Source organism: Rickettsia honei RB, assembly GCF_000263055.1.
GTDB classification, from domain to species: domain Bacteria; phylum Pseudomonadota; class Alphaproteobacteria; order Rickettsiales; family Rickettsiaceae; genus Rickettsia; species Rickettsia rickettsii.
Map to the genome: position 1 here is coordinate 133,304 of NZ_AJTT01000001.1, position 16,760 is coordinate 150,063.

The following is a 16,760-nucleotide window of genomic DNA, read 5'->3' on the forward strand; positions in this document are numbered from 1 at the left end:
CACTTCTTCCTAAATTTCTATTAACATTATTTCAATATAGAGGTATGGTAGAGGCTTTAGTATAATCTTGTGGAAATTTATCGATCTCTTCTTTAAACCTCTTTAAGAACTTTATTGTATCATCGAATATAGGATGAGTATTCCAGGAAAGAGCAGGAGGAGTCGGTATTGCTTCCTGCATTGGATGAGTTATTGCCTCAACTTGTTTCGGGGATGTATCTTTAGATAGCTTTTCCTTTTGTAGCTCAGATATATAATCGTCTACTGCTTCTTTTAATTTATCTGAAACGGCACTATTTTGGGCAGGAGGCAGTATTCCGGTGTCATCCCACTCTAAATCAGTATCAGTAGTTAGCATTCCAATATCATCCTGCTCTAAAGCGATATTATCGCTTCTACGCTCCTCACGGGGATCAGTTAGCTTATAGTAATTTTTATTTAGTAAACGAGGAACACGTGAATTGTCGCTCTTTTCATATTCCTTAATTTCTTCAAATATACCTAGTGTCTTATAAATATTATCTATTTCTTCTTGAGTAAGTCTTTCATTGCTTACTTCTTTTTGTTGGATAGATTTTTGTAGTTCTTTTGTTACCGTTAACTTATAGTAGAGCTGCTTTTTCCAAATGTGGTAGATAATTCTTCTTGACTTGAGGCTATTCCTGAATCAATAGAAGAAGATCTAGAAACGGTATTAGATTGAGGATTAATATTTGCCTGTTGTACATAAGATTTGCCGGTATCTATTAATATTTTATCAGTGAATTGTGCTAGTTCATTGAATGAATTTTCTAGTTTTGCAAAAAATTCAGTTGAGGAAGAATGTACTATTACCGGTGATAACTTAGGTATAGAATCTTCAGGTATAGTTTCTAAAGAAGGAGAATATTTACCTGTTTCTTTTTGTAGTACCGATTCATTTTGCTTGATTAAATTTGATATAAATTTATTTGCTAATTCTTCAGATAATATATCAACCTTGTTATTGTTATTACTTCTGGCATATAAGACTAGAGCCTCCTTTATATTTTGCGAGATATTATCGTAACAACATCTTATATTGTAAATCTAATTCGCTTGAATTATTAGTATTACGGAAGTAATTTTTATTTACTGATATACTTTTGCTGAATATATTTTTAGAAGCTTCTATAAGTTCTTTTCCCCCTGTCTCTTCTTTATTTAACTTCTCAAATAAATTTTGTAAACCATCTGAAAAATCCCAGGCCTTATCAAGGTATAAAAATTTACTTCTTATAATCTCTTGCGCTTTTTGATTGGACGCTTGTTGCACTTTTTGTTTCTCTTGCATTACTCCTAGAATAATATTTTTATCTAATGAATTAATTACATCATAAAAATTTTTCATTTCATATAATTTTTCTCTAGGCTCTTTTATTTTTTGTAATCTCTCTCTTAATTCTTGAAATTTATCCCATTCATGTTGTTCAAGAAAAAATCCCTCTATTTTTGTATTTTTAGTATTAGTGCTTTCTCCGCTACTCAGGATTTTATTTCTAGCTGCCTGTAATCTAGATGGTTGATGAGCGTTGATATTATTAATCAAGCCTAAAATTTCTTTTGATGTCTTATTAAATTCTTCATTATTAGTTGGATTTTTGATTGTTTCTTGAACTGCTTCCCTTAACTTGATTATTTCTTCTTTAAGGCTAAGTTCTACTTTTTGTTGACCGTGTGTTATAGCTTGTTCGTTTTTTTGTGAGGTAAGTACTTTTTTATCTTGCTTTATATTTAAGCTCTTGTCCCCTACTTTCTGAACAACTTCTTCCATCAATTGCAATAGATTAATATTGCCCTTTATTTCTAGTTCTTGCTCATTAGTGATCGGTAATGAATTACTTAGTCTTAATAATGCTGAAAAATCTGAAGGGGATATTAGGACATCAAGTTGAGCCTTTGTTTTTCTACCTTTTCCGTCTTCCTTAAAGCCTTCAACTTTACCAATACTAATAGGTAGATTTTTTAAATAAATTTCTTTACTAGCACCCGGTATATTTTTATCATTTGTTACTTTGAAGTTAGCTTGTTGTTGAGAAACATACGGTCCCGGCGTTCTAGGGTCTATTTTGTTTATTAGAGCTGCTATAAAATTAGTTGTACGTGTTATAGCTAGTTTATCTGTTTCTAAAATATTATTTAAATTAGTATTTTTTATTAAATAAAGATTTCTTATTAGCCGGTCTAATTCATTCTTATGTTTCATAATTTCCCTCTATTAATAAAAATAAACCAAAATGTAATACCATTTATGTTCAATTAACAATACTAATAATTAGTATTAATTCAATATTTTAAATCTTGTTGCATTTGTGCTTCAATAATATAATTTTATCATTTATTTTATCGTCTCAATGAGTTTTTTAACTCCCTCGACTGATTTATCAAATAGTGCTTTTTCCTCTGCGGTTAACTGCAGTTCTATTACTTTTAGCACACCTTCTTTACCGATCATAATAGGCACTCCGACATATAAATCATGTACGCCGTACTCACCTTGTAAATGAGCGGCACAAGTTAGAATCTGACGTTTATCTTTTAAATATGACTCAAGCATTTCTATTGCTGAGGCTGCGGGAGCATAATAAGCAGAACCTGTTTTAAGTAATGCAACAATCTCACCGCCGCCGTTTCTAGTACGATCGATTATTTTTTCAATATTTTCATTACTTGATAAGCCCATTTTTATCAAGTCAGGTATTGGCACGCCTGATATTGTAGAATATCTTGCAAGAGGTACCATAGCATCGCCGTGACCGCCGAGAACCATGCTATTAACATTGCTAACCGATACTTTAAACTCTTCAGCAAGAAAAAGATTAAATCTTGATGAGTCAAGTACTCCTGCCATACCGATTACTTTATTGTGAGGCAATCCGCTTGCTTTAAGCATGACATATACCATAACATCAAGTGGATTGGTAATTACTATTACAAAGGCATCAGGAGCGTATTTTTTAACATTTGCTGCAACCGTTTTCATAATACCGGTGTTAATGCTAATTAAATCGTCTCTACTCATCCCTGGTTTTCTTGGTAAACCGGCAGTAATAATTATGGCATCAGATCCTTCAATATCTTTATAGTCGTTTGTGCCTTTTATTTTGATATCAGACCCGGCTATTGTACCGGCTTGCATGAGATCCAATGCTTTTCCTTGCGGTACTCCTTCAGTCACATCAAATAACACGATATCGCCGAGTTCTCTAAGGCTAATTAAGTGAGCAAGTGTACCACCTATGTTACCGCTACCTATTAATGAGATTTTTGGATTTTGTTTCATTACTCCCTCTACAAATATTAAATATGCCTATTACTATATTACAAATAGATTCAAGAAAAAAGAATTTTTAAATTATATTGTTAATTGGTTAATTCATAAAAATTAACCATTCACATTGACTTTATTAAAATAGATTAATATAATGTCGAGTCAACAATACCATGAAACATGGAATTTTAATAAAGTAACTAAAAAAATAATTATGCCTAAAATTGCTAAGTTAATAAATATTTTTAAATCTTGTATAGGAAAGGGGAGTAATGCAAAAGAATGTAAAACCGCTCCAGAAATGTTTCATGATTTACGCATTAGTATTAACAATAGTCTTAATAGTAAAACAGTAAAGACGTTAGTTTTGATACGGTAGATAGCCCAGAAAACAAAAGTACCCTACATTATATAATTGACTTAGCAGACCTTAAAGAGTTACTGCAAAAAATATACAAGATGAGAATGGTGATACTGCTTTAGAGGTTACAGGTAATTTTAAAAAAGCCAAAATGTTACTTGAATATGGTGCTACGGTGAATGACTATAAACAGATGATTGAAGTATTACATTACTGTGGTCGTAACTTAGTAGAAAACAAAATTATTCTTTCACTATTAATGCATAACAATGCTAATACTAATTTTACAAAAGCAAATTTAGTAAGACAATGTAAAGAACCGTATGAAGAGGCAGAGCGGTTAATAAAACAAATTGAAAAAATAGAGAGCTTAATATATCAAAGTAAAGAAGTAGAGACGTTAAGAATATATGTTGACGATTACAGAGCTTAAAAAATAAATATGAAAAAGCAAAGGATAGTAGCCAAGCTGTTTTAAAAATAATATTAGATTATATTAAAAATCAATAGAGTGATGGTTTAAAAGCTCAACTTGTTATTATTGTCAAAATCTAGGGTTAATCGAAAATTATTCGGAAGTAGATCAAGAAAATGCAGTATATAAGTGCTTGGATGAGGCTTTTGATTTGCTTGATCAAGGATTAATAGGAGAGGATGTTCAAAATACAGTAGTTTGATTCATAGCATCAAGCAATTTTTGAAAAGCACTGGTCATTTCTGTTCAGCATTGTATACATGGATCGTTTTATATCATTCCCGCGTAGGTGGAAATCTAGTAAAACCTATAAAAAATTTGTTTTTTAGGTTTATTTTTTTAATAAATACTTCTATATCGATATTTGAAGTTATTGTGCTAGATCCCCGCTTTCGGGCCTTGTTGCGTGGATCAGTTTTTCCGATGTCATCCCGCGACTTGATCGCGGGATCCAGTTAAAAATACTAGAATTATTAGTATTTTTTATTGTTTTTATGGATCCCGTGGTCAAGCCACGGGATGACACAGGGGATTTTACCGGTCTACGCAACAATATTGAGCTAGGAATGCATAGTACGCCTTTTCTGAGTCATGCAACAACGCCTACGTAGCTCATGAAGATTATAGGTATCAACGTAAGCAAGCCTTCGCAGGAATGGATATCCTTATCAACGTTGTATCATCTTATTATAATATTTTGATAAAACTTTCACGCCATATAGCCATAATAGACATACGATAATAAAACTAAACATCAATAAACCGGCTATGTCGTTATGTATGGCGTTCGGGAAAATACTAAAGGATATGAATTGAATAATAGCACCTATTGATTTACCGATTTTAGCACCCATAACATCAACTGCAGCTTTACCTTTGGTCTTCATTTCACTATCGAGCGGAATATATACCATTTCTTTAGTAGCATCAAAAAGTGAATATTTTACGGATTTAGAAAGTACATGCCAAAGTCCGCCGATAAAAACTATAACGACAAGCGGTGCACTATAGCCGAGAGTATTTACGATATTTCCTAGGTGATTTTCAAAAACCGTGAATGAAAAGAACATAACACCTGCTCCAAACATCATAAGCGGTGTTATAATAGCTCCCCAAAACCAGCCGCATATTCTAATTAAACTACTGCCTAAAAACGCACTAACTAACGTGAGTATTCCCGTCCAAAAAAACACTTTACCGTGATAGGCTATAAAATCCTTTGTAGCGGGATAGAGTTGCTTTACTTTGGACATCCATAATCCTTCTATTAGGCTAATACTCATAGAATAGGACATTACAAGAAGACAAATAAAACCGAGATATCTAGAAGTTAATATTACTTTTGCACTGTCGACCAAGCTTAATTTTAATATATCCGTTCTTTGGTTTTTAAATTTAATATTTTTGTCAGCTTCTACGACTGATTTATCAATAAGTTTATGAAGAGCTAGACAAATTAATCCGGATATTAAAATAACCGTAATAAATGATTTTAAAAGAATTTCATTTGTATCGTTTAGATGAGAAAATAAAGGTAATAAGAAATGCTCACTCTTAGCAAAATAAATAATTACGGTTCCTGAGATGAGTAAATTAGTTTGTCCGAATAAAGTAAAAAATGAGTAAAATCTTGGTGCTTCTTCGACTTTAGTAATTTTATTTGCAAGCTGCCAATATAAAAGAGTAAAGACTATAACCGGCCATAACTCTCCCATAATATAAAATAATACCAAACTCCACTGTCCCCAAATTATTAAAAACCATTTTAAGTGAGGAAGAACAGTGATATAGTGCTTAATTAATTCGGGATCGGGATGAAAAAACTCTCTGTACGGAAATAAAATAAAACCAAAAATTGCGAAGAAAAATAAAAAAGTACCGGTAATTATCCTAAAAACTTGCTCTGTTGTCATAATATTACAGAGTTTAGAATAAAAAATAACAAATAAAATTCCCATCGGCATTTCGCCCCAAAGTTTGATAAAACTCAATACTTCCGAGCTAATTAAGGTAACAACAAAACTATCTTTAATACTACGAACTAAGTTTTGATTAAGTAGAATAAAAAACATTAGTAAAGCCATCGGGATGAACTTGGTTAATTCATACGATCTAATCGGCCATACTATATGCCTAAATTTACTGTTTCTGGCTTTATTCCAAATTGTGAAATTAGAATCCACGCTATCCATTGATTTACTATGAGCTTATTTTTTTAGTACCGGATAGTTTTTAAAAATGTTATGTTTTTGCAATGCTTAGAGCTTTATAGGTCATTCCCGCATATGCGGGAATGACCTCAAACGCTTTTTAGACACTGTCCGGCTATATTATTTTTTATGCACCCTAGACTATAATAAAAACTATGTCAAGATTTTTTAAAATAGTCTCATATATTGTTGTTAATTACATTTGTTATACTCAATCGCTGCTTTAATAAACTGAATAAATAACGGATGAGCTTCAAAAGGTTTAGATTTAAATTCCGGATGAAATTGTACTCCTACGAACCAACGCAGTAGCGGTATTTCAATTATTTCTACAATCTCTTCATCTTTTGAAAAACCGCTAAATACTATTCCGTGTTTTTCAAAAATATTTTGAAATTCATTATTAAATTTATATCTATGACGATGTCTCTCATTTATTTCAAGGCTTTTATAAGCATTAGCTGCAATGGTATTTGCGACCAAACTACAAGGATAAGAGCCGAGCCTCATAGTCTTTTTTACATTTTCAATTGTTATTTTTGAGTCTTCACAGTTTTTATTTATTTTCTCGATAATTTTTGTACCGTCTACTTTAAATTCTTCCGTTACTGCATCTTTAATACCGATTAAATTCTGAGCTATTTCGATCGTCGCAAGTTGCATACCGAAACATATTCCAAAAAAAGGTATGTTATTAGTACGGGCATATTTTATTGCTATAATTTTTCCTGTAGTTGCCCGTTCTCCAAATCCACCTGGTACTAAAATCCCATCTATATCTAATAATTTTTTATTAATATTCTCTTCAGTTAGATTTTCAGCATTTATCCATACTAAATCAATTTTGCATTTGTAATAAATACCTGCATGATCAAGTGCCTCGATTACTGATTTATAAGCATCTTTTAATTTATGATATTTAGCTATTATAGCGATTCTTACTTTTGAATCAGAATCTTTTAGCCTATTAATTATATCATGCCATTTATCTAATTTAGATGGCATGATATTAATATTAAAAAATTTTAATACTTTATTATCAAGACCTGAATTATGATATGCAATCGGTACTAAATATATATTTTTTTGATCTATTGCCGTAACAACATACTCAGATTCTATATTACACAATAAAGATATTTTATCTATTTCGCCTTTTGAAATGTTACGTTCTGCACGACACACTAGTATATTAGGTGAAATACCTATAGCGCGTAATGCTTTAACTGAGTGTTGGGTAGGTTTTATTTTTAATTCACGGGCGGTTTTAACATAAGGTAATAATGTTAAATGAATAAATAAACAATTTGCGCTTTTTAATTTGTTACCAATTTGCCTTATAGCTTCAAAAAACGGTAGACCTTCAATATCACCGACTGTACCGCCTATTTCACAAATAATAAAATCAAAACCCTTGGTGTTTGAAAGTATAAAATCTTTTATTATATTTGTAACATGCGGGATGACTTGAACAGTAACGCCGGCGTAATTTCCTAAACGTTCATCTTTAAGTAATTTTGAGTATATCGCACCTGTTGTGATGCTATCAAATTTGCATGCGGAAACTCCGGTAAAACGTTCATAATGTCCAAGATCTAGATCGGTTTCTGCTCCGTCATCGGTTACATATACCTCACCATGTTCGTGAGGATTCATAGTTCCCGGGTCAATGTTAAGATAAGGGTCTAGTTTTCGTACACTTACTCTAAAACCTTTCGCTTGCAATAGCATAGCAAGAGATGCTGCCGTTAGACCTTTACCGAGTGATGAAACAACGCCGCCGGTAACAAAAATGAAATGTACCATTATTATAAACCTGGTTTACTAATATTTTCGTAAAATTTTACTGCTTTTTTTAAGTCTTCTTCCGTATCTACGGAAATAGGAACATTCTCAACTAAACATGTACCTATAGTCATGCCGTTTTCAAGGGCACGTAATTGTTCTAAACGTTCTGTTTTTTCTAAAAAAGTTGGCTTAAGAGATACAAATTTTTCTAAAGCGTTTTTGCGGAAACCATACATGCCTACATGATATAAAAATTCCTCTGCACCGTTTGGAATAAGACTACGCGAAAAATACAATGCTGTCCCCGCCGAGTCAACCGCTACGGTAACATTACTACTAGCTTTCACTGATTCCCTATCTACTTTTACTATCGGTGTAACAATATCGTATTTGCTGTTTTTTAAATATTCTATAATTTTCAAAATAGAGCTAGGTTCAATGAAAGGCATATCTCCCTGTACATTAACTATGTAATTAATGTTTTGATTATTTGGAATTAATTTAAAAGCTTCATAAGTACGATCAGTACCGGTTGGGATAGCACTATCCGTGAATATTACTTTTCCTCCGACTTTTGTAATAACTCTTGCTATCTCTTCCGAGTCGGTCGCAACATATGTATGCTCAAGGCTCGCTTGATTTACTTGTTTGAATACCCGCTCGATTAAAGTTATAGAGCCGATAAGCTGCAGCGGTTTTTGTTTAAGCCTAGTTGAACTTAGCCTTGAGGGGATAATTATAGCCACGTCCTGATGCCGCATAAACTTCCTAAGTTTAAATTAAAAAATAATTGTTGACAGATTAGCCTTTTTCGGCGATAAAGTAAAACATAATTTTTGAATATATGCAATATATTTAAGAGCTCGTAGCTCAGTCGGTAGAGCATTTGACTTTTAATCAAAGGGTCCCGGGTTCAAATCCCGGCGAGCTCACCATACTTCTACACTGTGGGTTTGTAGCTCAGCTGGTTAGAGCACACGCCTGATAAGCGTGAGGTCGGAAGTTCAAGTCTTCTCAAACCCACCATTCAATCCGCTACAACAATAAAATCTGTATTATCATAATTATAAATCAAGGTGATCATTTATTAATATTGCTAAGTTAGGATGATATTGTCAAGCTAAGGTTTAGATTATGAAAAAATACAAATTTACTGAAAAAGAACAAGACATACTAGATTATTTTGAACAAGATGAGCTTTTAGAGTTGCCTAAAAAAGAACTAGAGAGCCAAAAAATATAGCTAAAATTGCCGCAGCTAATTTTTTTAAAAAATCGGAAAGAATTAATATTAGATTGCCGTTATACGATTTAAATCATATAAAAAGAATTGCAGCACAAGAAAGAATGTCTTATCAAACTCTTATTGCTAGTGTTTTACACAAATACGCGTCCGGATATTTAAAATTAGATAAACTGAGTTAATCAATACTTTTTTTATATAAATAACATTTTTTCTCAATGAGTCTTTTTAGAGGTAGAAAAAGGTTAGAGGGTAAATTATCAAGAGCAAACCACTACCAGCTCTCTACTTTATGAGCCTCAAGATGCTGTAATTCATGCTCATTTAAACAATGAGCTTTAAGGCAAATCAAGATGTAATACTTTTGTTCTTTTTCAAAAATATCGTTAGTCACCGCTATCAATTTGTGGATTTTCAATGATCAGATTTGTTTCTTCTAAAACTTCACGGATAGCACATTCTTCAAATGTTTCTCCAAATTCTAAATGTCCACCGACAGGAGCATAACTAGACTCACCATGGGAACTAATATGTTTACCTAATAAAATTTCATTCCTATTATTCAAAGATTAAAATACCAAAGATTAAAATACCGATACCGATGCGTAGGTGGTTAGTCATATCTAACTATTAACTCTGGATTGACTTATTAATATCGTATGTTAGCTTCTAAAGCAAATAAAAAAATATTGCTTATTTAAATACCGTGAGCTATTTGTAGATTATATCTAATATTTACCTGTAGTTATGAATTCTACCAATCAATTACAAAATAATAGCTTAACTAATTCTTGGCTTAAGCTTGGTATTTTATCCTTGGGATTTGCGGGTTTATATTCAATTATTTTGGTGGTACTACGTACCCCGCAATTATCAAGCTTTTTCCCAAATCCTCATATTTTCAAATCTGCTTTAATTATTCATGTTAATTTATCGGTATTGATTTGGTTATTGTCCGTTACGGCTAGTGTTTGGGGGGGTGAAACGTCATTGCGAGGAGAGGCAAAGCCTCGACGCGGCAATCTCATGAAACAATACAAAATTTCTGAGATTACCACGCTCTCTAAGTTCGCTTGCAATGACGTGTTTCGCCTTTACCCCAAACTTGCTTTTCTAGCTACTCTTCTAATCGCCATCTCTCCAATAGCCGGGCATAATCCGGTGATGAATAATTATATACCGATGCTTGAAAATATCATATTTATTGGGGGGTTAAGCTTATTTGGTGTTACGTTGCTATTGTACGCTATAAATATTTTATATTTCTTCGATTGGACGAACTTAAATAGTCTAGTTAATTTTACCGTATTATCGACTATTATAATGTTTATTTTAAGCTTTGTTTGTTTTGGATGGTCTTATAATGGCTTGCAAAACATCATTCAAATTATTCCAATCGAGATAGAATTTTATTATGAATTACTTTTTTGGAGCGGAGGTCATTTACTGCAATTTATATATACTCAAATATTAATATTTATTTGGGTTAGTTTATTTAGAGAGTTAATAGCTAGAGAAGTGAAATGTCAAAAATTCTATCTTTTCTTACTTTATTTAAATTTTATTTTCGGAATTCTTACACTTTTCGGTCATATATTTTATGATATTATCGATGGAGCCTTCAAAGTATTCTATACAAATCATATGAAATATCTAGGCGGCATTGCTCCTGTTTTATGTTTAATAGGTATGGGGGTTGAGTTGGTGTGGGTATTTGTCATCCCGCGGGATGACACGGTTACAATAAATGACAGAGTAATCAAAACCATCTTACTTTGCTCTATTACTTTATTCTTACTTGGCGGGCTTATAGCAATGAATATCACAGGTATAAATGTAGCAATTCCTGCTCATTATCACGGGTCTATAGTAGGGATTAGCATTGCTTGTATGGGGTGTAGTTATTTGGGTATTGGGAGGTATCAACGTCATTGTGAGCGACTAAAAAGAGCGTGGCAATCTCATGAGGTAATACAAAAACTCCCTAGATTACCGCGTCGGCACTTCGTGCCTCCTCGCAATGACAATATTATTAATTTTACATTTTACCTCCTAACATTCGGGCAGATTCTGCACATACTAGGTCTAGCATTCGCCGGTGGTTACGGTGTTATGCGGAAAGACCCAAATAGTGTAATGCCGATTTCAGCTAAGCTATTAATGGGAATGATGGGCGGAGGAGGGGTTATTGCTATAGTAGGCGGCTTGATGTTTGTATATATTTGTGTTAAAGTAATGTTTTTTAAAAGTATAAAACTAGCACATGAGTAAACCAACTAGAGAAGAAGCTAAAGAGGCAGTAAGAACGTTACTAAAATTCATTGGTGAAGATCCAAGCAGAGAAGGGTTGCTTAAAACGCCTGATAGAGTAGTTAATAGCTACGCAGAAATATTTTCCGGTTATGGAAAGGATGTAGCAGAAATATTAAATACCAAGTTTTATGAAACTTGTAATTTTCGAGATTTTATCTTACTGAATATAAAATTTACCTCTTTCTGTGAACATCATATATTACCTTTTAACGGTACAGTAGATATAGCTTATGTTCCTGATAATTGTATTGTCGGCATAAGTAAGCTAGCACGAATAGTAAATATTTTTGCTAGAAGACTACAAATCCAAGAAAAAATGACGGTACAGATAGCAGAAAGCGTGCAGGAGAATTTAAAGCCGCTTGGCGTTGCCGTTAAGATTTCTGCCGTACATAGCTGTATGTCAATGCGTGGCGTAATGCAAGATAATAGCGTTATGAATACCATGCATTATACGGGTATATTTGCCGAACAGCAGAAATATCGTCATGAGTTTTTAAACCTTACTGCTAAAAGGTGATACGTTATTAATATCATTTCTGCGGAAGCGGGAATCCAGTCATTTTGTCATACCGCGAATTGATCGCGGTATCCAGAAAAAAATTTAAAAAAACTGGATCTCGTGGTCAAGCCACGGGATAACCAAATAAATGATTATAAATATAGCAAGAAAGTAAATAAAATATGTTATTATCAAAATATTTTTTACCTGTGTTAAAGGAAGAGCCAAGTGAAGCTCAAGTAACTTCGCATAAATTAATGCTTAGAAGCGGAATGATTAGGCAGCAAGCAGCAGGGATTTATACTTGGCTTCCGCTTGGCTTAAAAGTATTGAAGAATATCGAGAATATAGTACGCTTAAATATGAATAAAGCGGGAGCTTTGGAAGTGCTAATGCCTTGCATTCAGCCGGCACATTTATGGATGGAATCGGGACGTTTTGATAATTACGGTAAAGAAATGCTGAAATTTCAAGATCGCCACGATAATACTTTACTATTCGGTCCTACTAACGAAGATATGATTACGGATATTTTTCGTCATAATATTAAGTCATATAAGGATTTGCCGAAAAATCTTTATCATATCCAATGGAAATTTCGTGATGAGATTAGACCTCGTTTTGGTGTTATGAGAGGACGAGAGTTTTTAATGAAAGATGCTTATTCTTTTGATATAAATGAAGAAAATGCCGTTAAAACCTATAATCAAATGTATAAGGCTTATATCAATGCTTTCAGGGATTTAGGCGTGTTTGCTATCCCTGTTATTGCCGATAACGGTCCGATCGGTGGCAATTTAAGCCATGAGTTTCATATAATCGCTGAAACTGGTGAAAGTACTATTTATTACGATAAAAAATTTAAGACATTAAAAGATAATCCTGATATCGATGTAGAGGAAATTAAAAGTTGGTACGCAGCAGCTGAAGAAAAATATGAAGTAAATAAATTACCTATATCTGAACAAGAAATAACCAGCAGTAAAGGAATAGAAGTCGGGCATATTTTTTATATAGGTTCAAAATATTCGGTTAATATGAATGCACTTATTAATGATGAGTATGGTAAACTAACTCCTATAGAAATGAGTTCTTACGGCATAGGCATTTCAAGGTTAGTTGCTGCTATCATAGAAGCAAATTGCGATGAGAAAGGTATCATATGGCCTTCTAGCGTTGCTCCTTTCAAAGTTTCTCTAATTAATTTAAATATTCATGATAGTAAATGTGTAGAGCTTGCGGAAATGGCTTATAAAGAGCTATCAGATAAAAATATAGAAGTGTTATATGACGATACCGAAGCACGTCCAGGCAGTAAATTTGCAACGCATGATCTTATAGGCTCACCTCATCAAATTATAATTGGTCCTAAAAAAGCCGCAAATAATATTGTTGAATTAAAAGATCGTAAAAGTGGTGTTATAGAAGATATTGAGGTAGGTAGTCTAATGAGTGTATTGTAAAATAAAAAGATATACGTCATTACGAGAAAATTGCATAGCAATTGATGAGGCAATCTCAGGAGTTTATTATTATTTCATGAGATTGCCACGCAGTCTACGGCTGTTCGCAATGACGATTTTGGAGTCATGCAATAAGGCTAATACCCTAAATATAGCAAAAATATTCTTCGTAGGCAATGATAGTATCATATAATGAATAGTAAACCGTCTTTTTAAATAACTAATAAAATCTTGGAGTTATCACAAGATATTTCTTATGAGTTTGGTATTTTAGCCGGTAGCAAGCTTTACTCTCAACCTATAAAACTTAGAAAAAATAATCAAATTAAAACCATCCATTCTTCTTTAGCAATTGAAGGAAATAGTTTAAGCGTAGAGCAGATAACCGATATAATAAAAGGCAAGCGTGTACTCGCACCTGAAAAAGATATTGTAGAAGTAAAAAATGCTATAAAACTATACAATAATCTGACTATATTTAATCCCTTCAAAATTGAATCATTATTAAAAGCACATGGGATATTAATGCAAGGATTAGTAGAAGATAACGGAAAGTGGCGTAAAGGTAATGCCGCTATATTTAAAGGCACAGAGATTATATATTTTGCCCCTACGGTACGCCGTGTATCTTTATTAATGCAGGATTTATTTGAGTTTATAGCACAAGATAAGCAAATTTCTGGAATAGTTAAAGCTTGTATATTTCATTATGAGTTTGAATTTATCCATCCTTTTTCAGACGGTAAAGGACGAATCGGTAGATTATGGCAACAATTATTACTAATGCAAGCTAATAAAATTTTTGAGTATATTTCCGTTGAAAGTTTGATAAGGAATAATCAAAGTGAATATTATAGTGTTTTAAGTAAGTGTGATAAGCTTGGTGAATCGACCTTATTTATCGAGTTTATGCTTGATAAAATAGTTGCAGCATTAAGATTATATAGTAATAATATTACATATGAGGCAAATACGCCTTTATCTAGAATGGAATTTGCTAAGGTTAATTTAATAGATCAATGGTTTTCTAGAAAAGATTATATTACTGTACATAAAAATATTTCTACGGCAACGGCTAGTAGAGATTTGTTATATGGTTTAGAGCGTAAACTTTTAATAAGTAAAGGGGATAAGAATCAAACTTATTATAAGTTTGTGTAGTTTTTTATGTAATTCCCGCTTTCGTGTATTAGTGTTAACTTAAGAGGAGAAAAAACCTCTTATGCCATTTCCGCGAAAGCCGGAATCCAGTACTTTAAAGCTTTTTAAAAGCTCGATTTATCTTGCTTTACCCCTAGATTTCTGCTTTCGCAGGAATAACATCATATCACTGATTCAAAAAGAGATTAACATGAAAAATTTTATAAAATATTTGTTTTTTACCGGTCTATATATAGTAGTGACGATAATAGTTGCTTATATGGTTTTGGCTCAAACTATTCCTAATGATGGGCAGTGTCATATGATGGATAGACCGTTTGTTATTCATTACATCTTAGCAGCAATTATTACCGCTTTACCGACACTAATTTTAATATATAGTAAAAAGAAAAAGTAAATATATGATCGGTAAATTAAGTGGTAAAGTTGATTCCCAAGGCGATGATTACGTTATAATTGACGTAAACGGGGTAGGGTACTTAGTCTATGCTTCAGGTAAAACTTTAGGTAAACTTGCTGAAGGGGAGTTTTATAAACTATTTATCGAAACCCATGTTAGAGAGGAACATATTCATCTTTACGGTTTTTTGACTCTAGAAGAGAAGATTTTTTTTAATTTACTACAATCAGTAAACGGTATAGGTACAAGAATGGCTTTATTTATCTTATCAAGCCTTACGCCTTCAGATATTCAAATTGCTGTAAATAATGAAGATAAAAATATATTTAAAGCAATATCCGGAGTAGGGGCTAAACTTGCTGAACGTATAGTGCTAGAGCTGAAAGGTAAAGTAGCGAAAATATCAAGCGGTTCAGCTATTATTAAAGAGAGCTTAAATATTAAGAATATCACACCCGTTGCAAGTAATGAAGTAATAAAAGCTCTAGTAAATCTAGGATTTTCTAGATTTGAAGCTCAAAACGCTGTTCAAGGCATCATTACCCAAAATCCCGAAATCTCTATTGATGAATTAATCAAAACAGCCCTGAAAAATCGAAATTCTAATTTTTAGTTGATAAAGTAGCAGTTATTTTATATTAATTTTAATTACTAAAATTAATAGGTAAAATATATGTCCAAGTTAATAGAATATTTAGGAAAAATACAGGCTGAAGAAATATTAAAAGAGCTATAGAAAGACCCTGCTACTTTAAGTATTACCGAGGTTAATTTTGTACCACAATCACCGGTATTTGCAGCTGCTGGATACTCTAAAATTCCTGAAGATGCTTTTTAAAATGGGTTATTTAATGCTTTACAAGGAGACACTACTATAACGTATTTAAGCACTGATAGTTTTGCGTGGAGTTTAAAATCAATAAAGTTATTTGCTGAATTTTTTAAAGATCCGCTATGCCGCATTACCGACATTAGTTTTATAAATGTTTTGAATAATGTTAATAAGATAGATGTTCTTTTAGATACCTTAAGAGTAAACGAAACAAAAATAAGCGATTTAGATATAAGTGGGATATTTTTTGATAATAATGTTCCTGCCTGATCCTCATTTGTTAAAAATACTAAACTTGCCGGATTGAATTTTTCATTAAGTACAGAAGTAAGCGAGGAATCAAAGAAAGCCTTATCGGATGCTATATAAAAGAGAATAAAAGCTTAATTGGATGTAATATTTTAGGTTATAAGATAGGAATGAAATCTCAAGATAGACAAGAATTGGACGCACAAATTACAGAAATAACTGATGAAAATAACCTTACTCTAAAAGATGTAGCAGAAGTTTTGAAAAATTATTATGAAAATCCTAATATAATATTATCAAATGAGATATTTGGCCATTATTTCAAGTTATATAAAGGATTAAATCAAAATTACCTTAAAGAAGAATTACAAAACTTAGGCGTCACTGATACAGACAAATTTTTTGAAACCGTAGATAAACTTAGAGAAGGGGTCACTAGTTTCTATGAAGAGGGCTAATATAAAAGTCTAAAATA

General features: G+C 32.5%; 17 protein-coding genes and 2 tRNA genes. 12 read left to right on the plus strand and 7 right to left on the minus strand.

Translation table 11 applies throughout. The features are described from left to right. Positions 1-31: 31 nt before the first annotated feature. Positions 32-358, minus strand: a complete 327-nt coding sequence (locus tag WSW_RS0100765) for a hypothetical protein (protein ID WP_016916695.1) — start codon at positions 356-358, stop codon at positions 32-34. 375 nt (positions 359-733) lie between these two features. On the opposite strand from WSW_RS0100765, the gene WSW_RS1000000111375 reads away from it, so the two are divergent. After that, on the plus strand, positions 734-1,048 hold the full coding sequence (locus WSW_RS1000000111375; RefSeq protein ID WP_016916696.1) for a hypothetical protein: 315 nt from the start codon (positions 734-736) through the stop codon (positions 1,046-1,048). Here the strand turns inward: WSW_RS1000000111375 and WSW_RS0100775 are convergent. Together WSW_RS0100775 and mdh are read right to left on the minus strand one after the other, a co-directional pair. Beyond that, on the minus strand, positions 1,040-2,224 hold the full coding sequence (locus tag WSW_RS0100775; protein ID WP_016916697.1) for a hypothetical protein: 1,185 nt from the start codon (positions 2,222-2,224) through the stop codon (positions 1,040-1,042). The genes WSW_RS1000000111375 and WSW_RS0100775 overlap by 9 nt on opposite strands. 132 nt (positions 2,225-2,356) lie before the next feature. Beyond that, positions 2,357-3,301 carry a malate dehydrogenase gene (gene mdh, locus WSW_RS0100780; RefSeq protein WP_016916698.1) on the minus strand — a complete coding sequence of 315 codons (945 nt, stop codon included), beginning with the start codon at positions 3,299-3,301 and terminating at the stop codon, positions 2,357-2,359. A 142-nt stretch (positions 3,302-3,443) separates the two neighbouring features. Here mdh and WSW_RS0100785 point away from each other — a divergent pair, with 142 nt between their 5' ends. Beyond that, positions 3,444-3,668 carry a hypothetical protein gene (locus tag WSW_RS0100785; RefSeq protein WP_016916699.1) on the plus strand — a complete coding sequence of 75 codons (225 nt, stop codon included), beginning with the start codon at positions 3,444-3,446 and terminating at the stop codon, positions 3,666-3,668. Between the two features lie 133 nt (positions 3,669-3,801). Further along, positions 3,802-4,083 carry a hypothetical protein gene (locus WSW_RS1000000112615; protein WP_016916700.1) on the plus strand — a complete coding sequence of 94 codons (282 nt, stop codon included), beginning with the start codon at positions 3,802-3,804 and terminating at the stop codon, positions 4,081-4,083. Between the two features lie 710 nt (positions 4,084-4,793). Here WSW_RS1000000112615 and tlc2 read toward each other — a convergent pair. The 3 genes from tlc2 to WSW_RS0100810 form a co-directional block, all read right to left on the minus strand. Next, complete coding sequence (gene tlc2 / locus WSW_RS0100800; RefSeq protein WP_016916701.1) at positions 4,794-6,317, minus strand: nucleotide exchange transporter Tlc2; 1,524 nt, start codon at positions 6,315-6,317, stop codon at positions 4,794-4,796. A gap of 210 nt (positions 6,318-6,527) precedes the next feature. Further along, complete coding sequence (locus WSW_RS0100805; protein ID WP_016916702.1) at positions 6,528-8,141, minus strand: CTP synthase; 1,614 nt, start codon at positions 8,139-8,141, stop codon at positions 6,528-6,530. 2 nt (positions 8,142-8,143) lie between these two features. Beyond that, a complete protein-coding gene (locus tag WSW_RS0100810; RefSeq protein WP_016916703.1) occupies positions 8,144-8,884 on the minus strand; it encodes a 3-deoxy-manno-octulosonate cytidylyltransferase in 741 nt (246 codons plus the stop codon). A 98-nt stretch (positions 8,885-8,982) separates the two neighbouring features. Here WSW_RS0100810 and WSW_RS0100815 point away from each other — a divergent pair. Together WSW_RS0100815 and WSW_RS0100820 are read left to right on the plus strand one after the other, a co-directional pair. Then, a tRNA-Lys gene (locus tag WSW_RS0100815) sits at positions 8,983-9,058 on the plus strand. Between the two features lie 14 nt (positions 9,059-9,072). After that, a tRNA-Ile gene (locus WSW_RS0100820) sits at positions 9,073-9,149 on the plus strand. A 602-nt stretch (positions 9,150-9,751) separates the two neighbouring features. Here WSW_RS0100820 and WSW_RS1000000114055 read toward each other — a convergent pair. After that, on the minus strand, positions 9,752-9,931 hold the full coding sequence (locus tag WSW_RS1000000114055) for an NUDIX domain-containing protein (RefSeq protein WP_238528415.1): 180 nt from the start codon (positions 9,929-9,931) through the stop codon (positions 9,752-9,754). A gap of 181 nt (positions 9,932-10,112) precedes the next feature. Here WSW_RS1000000114055 and WSW_RS0100835 point away from each other — a divergent pair, with 181 nt between their 5' ends. The 7 genes from WSW_RS0100835 to WSW_RS0100870 all read left to right on the plus strand — a co-directional run bounded on the left by WSW_RS0100835 (position 10,113) and on the right by WSW_RS0100870 (position 16,743). After that, a complete protein-coding gene (locus WSW_RS0100835; RefSeq protein WP_016916705.1) occupies positions 10,113-11,636 on the plus strand; it encodes a cbb3-type cytochrome c oxidase subunit I in 1,524 nt (507 codons plus the stop codon). Next, positions 11,629-12,198, plus strand: a complete 570-nt coding sequence (gene folE, locus WSW_RS0100840) for a GTP cyclohydrolase I FolE (protein ID WP_016916706.1) — start codon at positions 11,629-11,631, stop codon at positions 12,196-12,198. The genes WSW_RS0100835 and folE overlap by 8 nt, the downstream gene beginning before the upstream one ends. 164 nt (positions 12,199-12,362) lie before the next feature. Next, positions 12,363-13,643 (plus strand): proline--tRNA ligase, encoded by a 1,281-nt coding sequence (gene proS / locus WSW_RS0100845; RefSeq protein ID WP_014273426.1) that lies wholly within the window; start codon positions 12,363-12,365, stop codon positions 13,641-13,643. Positions 13,644-13,859: 216 nt separating this feature from the next. Continuing rightward, positions 13,860-14,804 carry a Fic family protein gene (locus WSW_RS1000000109020; RefSeq protein ID WP_238528444.1) on the plus strand — a complete coding sequence of 315 codons (945 nt, stop codon included), beginning with the start codon at positions 13,860-13,862 and terminating at the stop codon, positions 14,802-14,804. Positions 14,805-14,994: 190 nt separating this feature from the next. Then, entirely contained in the window at positions 14,995-15,201 is a 207-nt protein-coding gene (locus tag WSW_RS0100855; RefSeq protein WP_004995893.1) for a hypothetical protein, read from the plus strand. A 4-nt stretch (positions 15,202-15,205) separates the two neighbouring features. Next, positions 15,206-15,817 carry a Holliday junction branch migration protein RuvA gene (ruvA, locus tag WSW_RS0100860; RefSeq protein ID WP_016916707.1) on the plus strand — a complete coding sequence of 204 codons (612 nt, stop codon included), beginning with the start codon at positions 15,206-15,208 and terminating at the stop codon, positions 15,815-15,817. Between the two features lie 638 nt (positions 15,818-16,455). Further along, a complete protein-coding gene (locus WSW_RS0100870; protein ID WP_016916708.1) occupies positions 16,456-16,743 on the plus strand; it encodes a hypothetical protein in 288 nt (95 codons plus the stop codon). Positions 16,744-16,760 lie beyond the last annotated feature (17 nt).

Excerpts from the sequence above, each read along its gene's own strand:
- WSW_RS0100810 (WP_016916703.1), bottom strand. The coding sequence starts at position 8,884 with ATGCGGCATCAGGACGTGGCTATAATTATCCCCTCAAGGCTAAGTTCA.
- WSW_RS0100870 (WP_016916708.1), top strand. The coding sequence starts at position 16,456 with ATGAAATCTCAAGATAGACAAGAATTGGACGCACAAATTACAGAAATA.
- mdh (WP_016916698.1), bottom strand. The coding sequence starts at position 3,301 with ATGAAACAAAATCCAAAAATCTCATTAATAGGTAGCGGTAACATAGGT.
- WSW_RS0100835 (WP_016916705.1), top strand. The coding sequence starts at position 10,113 with ATGAATTCTACCAATCAATTACAAAATAATAGCTTAACTAATTCTTGG.
- ruvA (WP_016916707.1), top strand. The coding sequence starts at position 15,206 with ATGATCGGTAAATTAAGTGGTAAAGTTGATTCCCAAGGCGATGATTAC.
- WSW_RS0100765 (WP_016916695.1), bottom strand. The coding sequence starts at position 358 with ATGCTAACTACTGATACTGATTTAGAGTGGGATGACACCGGAATACTG.
- WSW_RS0100785 (WP_016916699.1), top strand. The coding sequence starts at position 3,444 with ATGTCGAGTCAACAATACCATGAAACATGGAATTTTAATAAAGTAACT.
- tlc2 (WP_016916701.1), bottom strand. The coding sequence starts at position 6,317 with ATGGATAGCGTGGATTCTAATTTCACAATTTGGAATAAAGCCAGAAAC.
- WSW_RS0100775 (WP_016916697.1), bottom strand. The coding sequence starts at position 2,224 with ATGAAACATAAGAATGAATTAGACCGGCTAATAAGAAATCTTTATTTA.
- proS (WP_014273426.1), top strand. The coding sequence starts at position 12,363 with ATGTTATTATCAAAATATTTTTTACCTGTGTTAAAGGAAGAGCCAAGT.
- folE (WP_016916706.1), top strand. The coding sequence starts at position 11,629 with ATGAGTAAACCAACTAGAGAAGAAGCTAAAGAGGCAGTAAGAACGTTA.
- WSW_RS0100855 (WP_004995893.1), top strand. The coding sequence starts at position 14,995 with ATGAAAAATTTTATAAAATATTTGTTTTTTACCGGTCTATATATAGTA.
- WSW_RS1000000112615 (WP_016916700.1), top strand. The coding sequence starts at position 3,802 with ATGTTACTTGAATATGGTGCTACGGTGAATGACTATAAACAGATGATT.
- WSW_RS0100805 (WP_016916702.1), bottom strand. The coding sequence starts at position 8,141 with ATGGTACATTTCATTTTTGTTACCGGCGGCGTTGTTTCATCACTCGGT.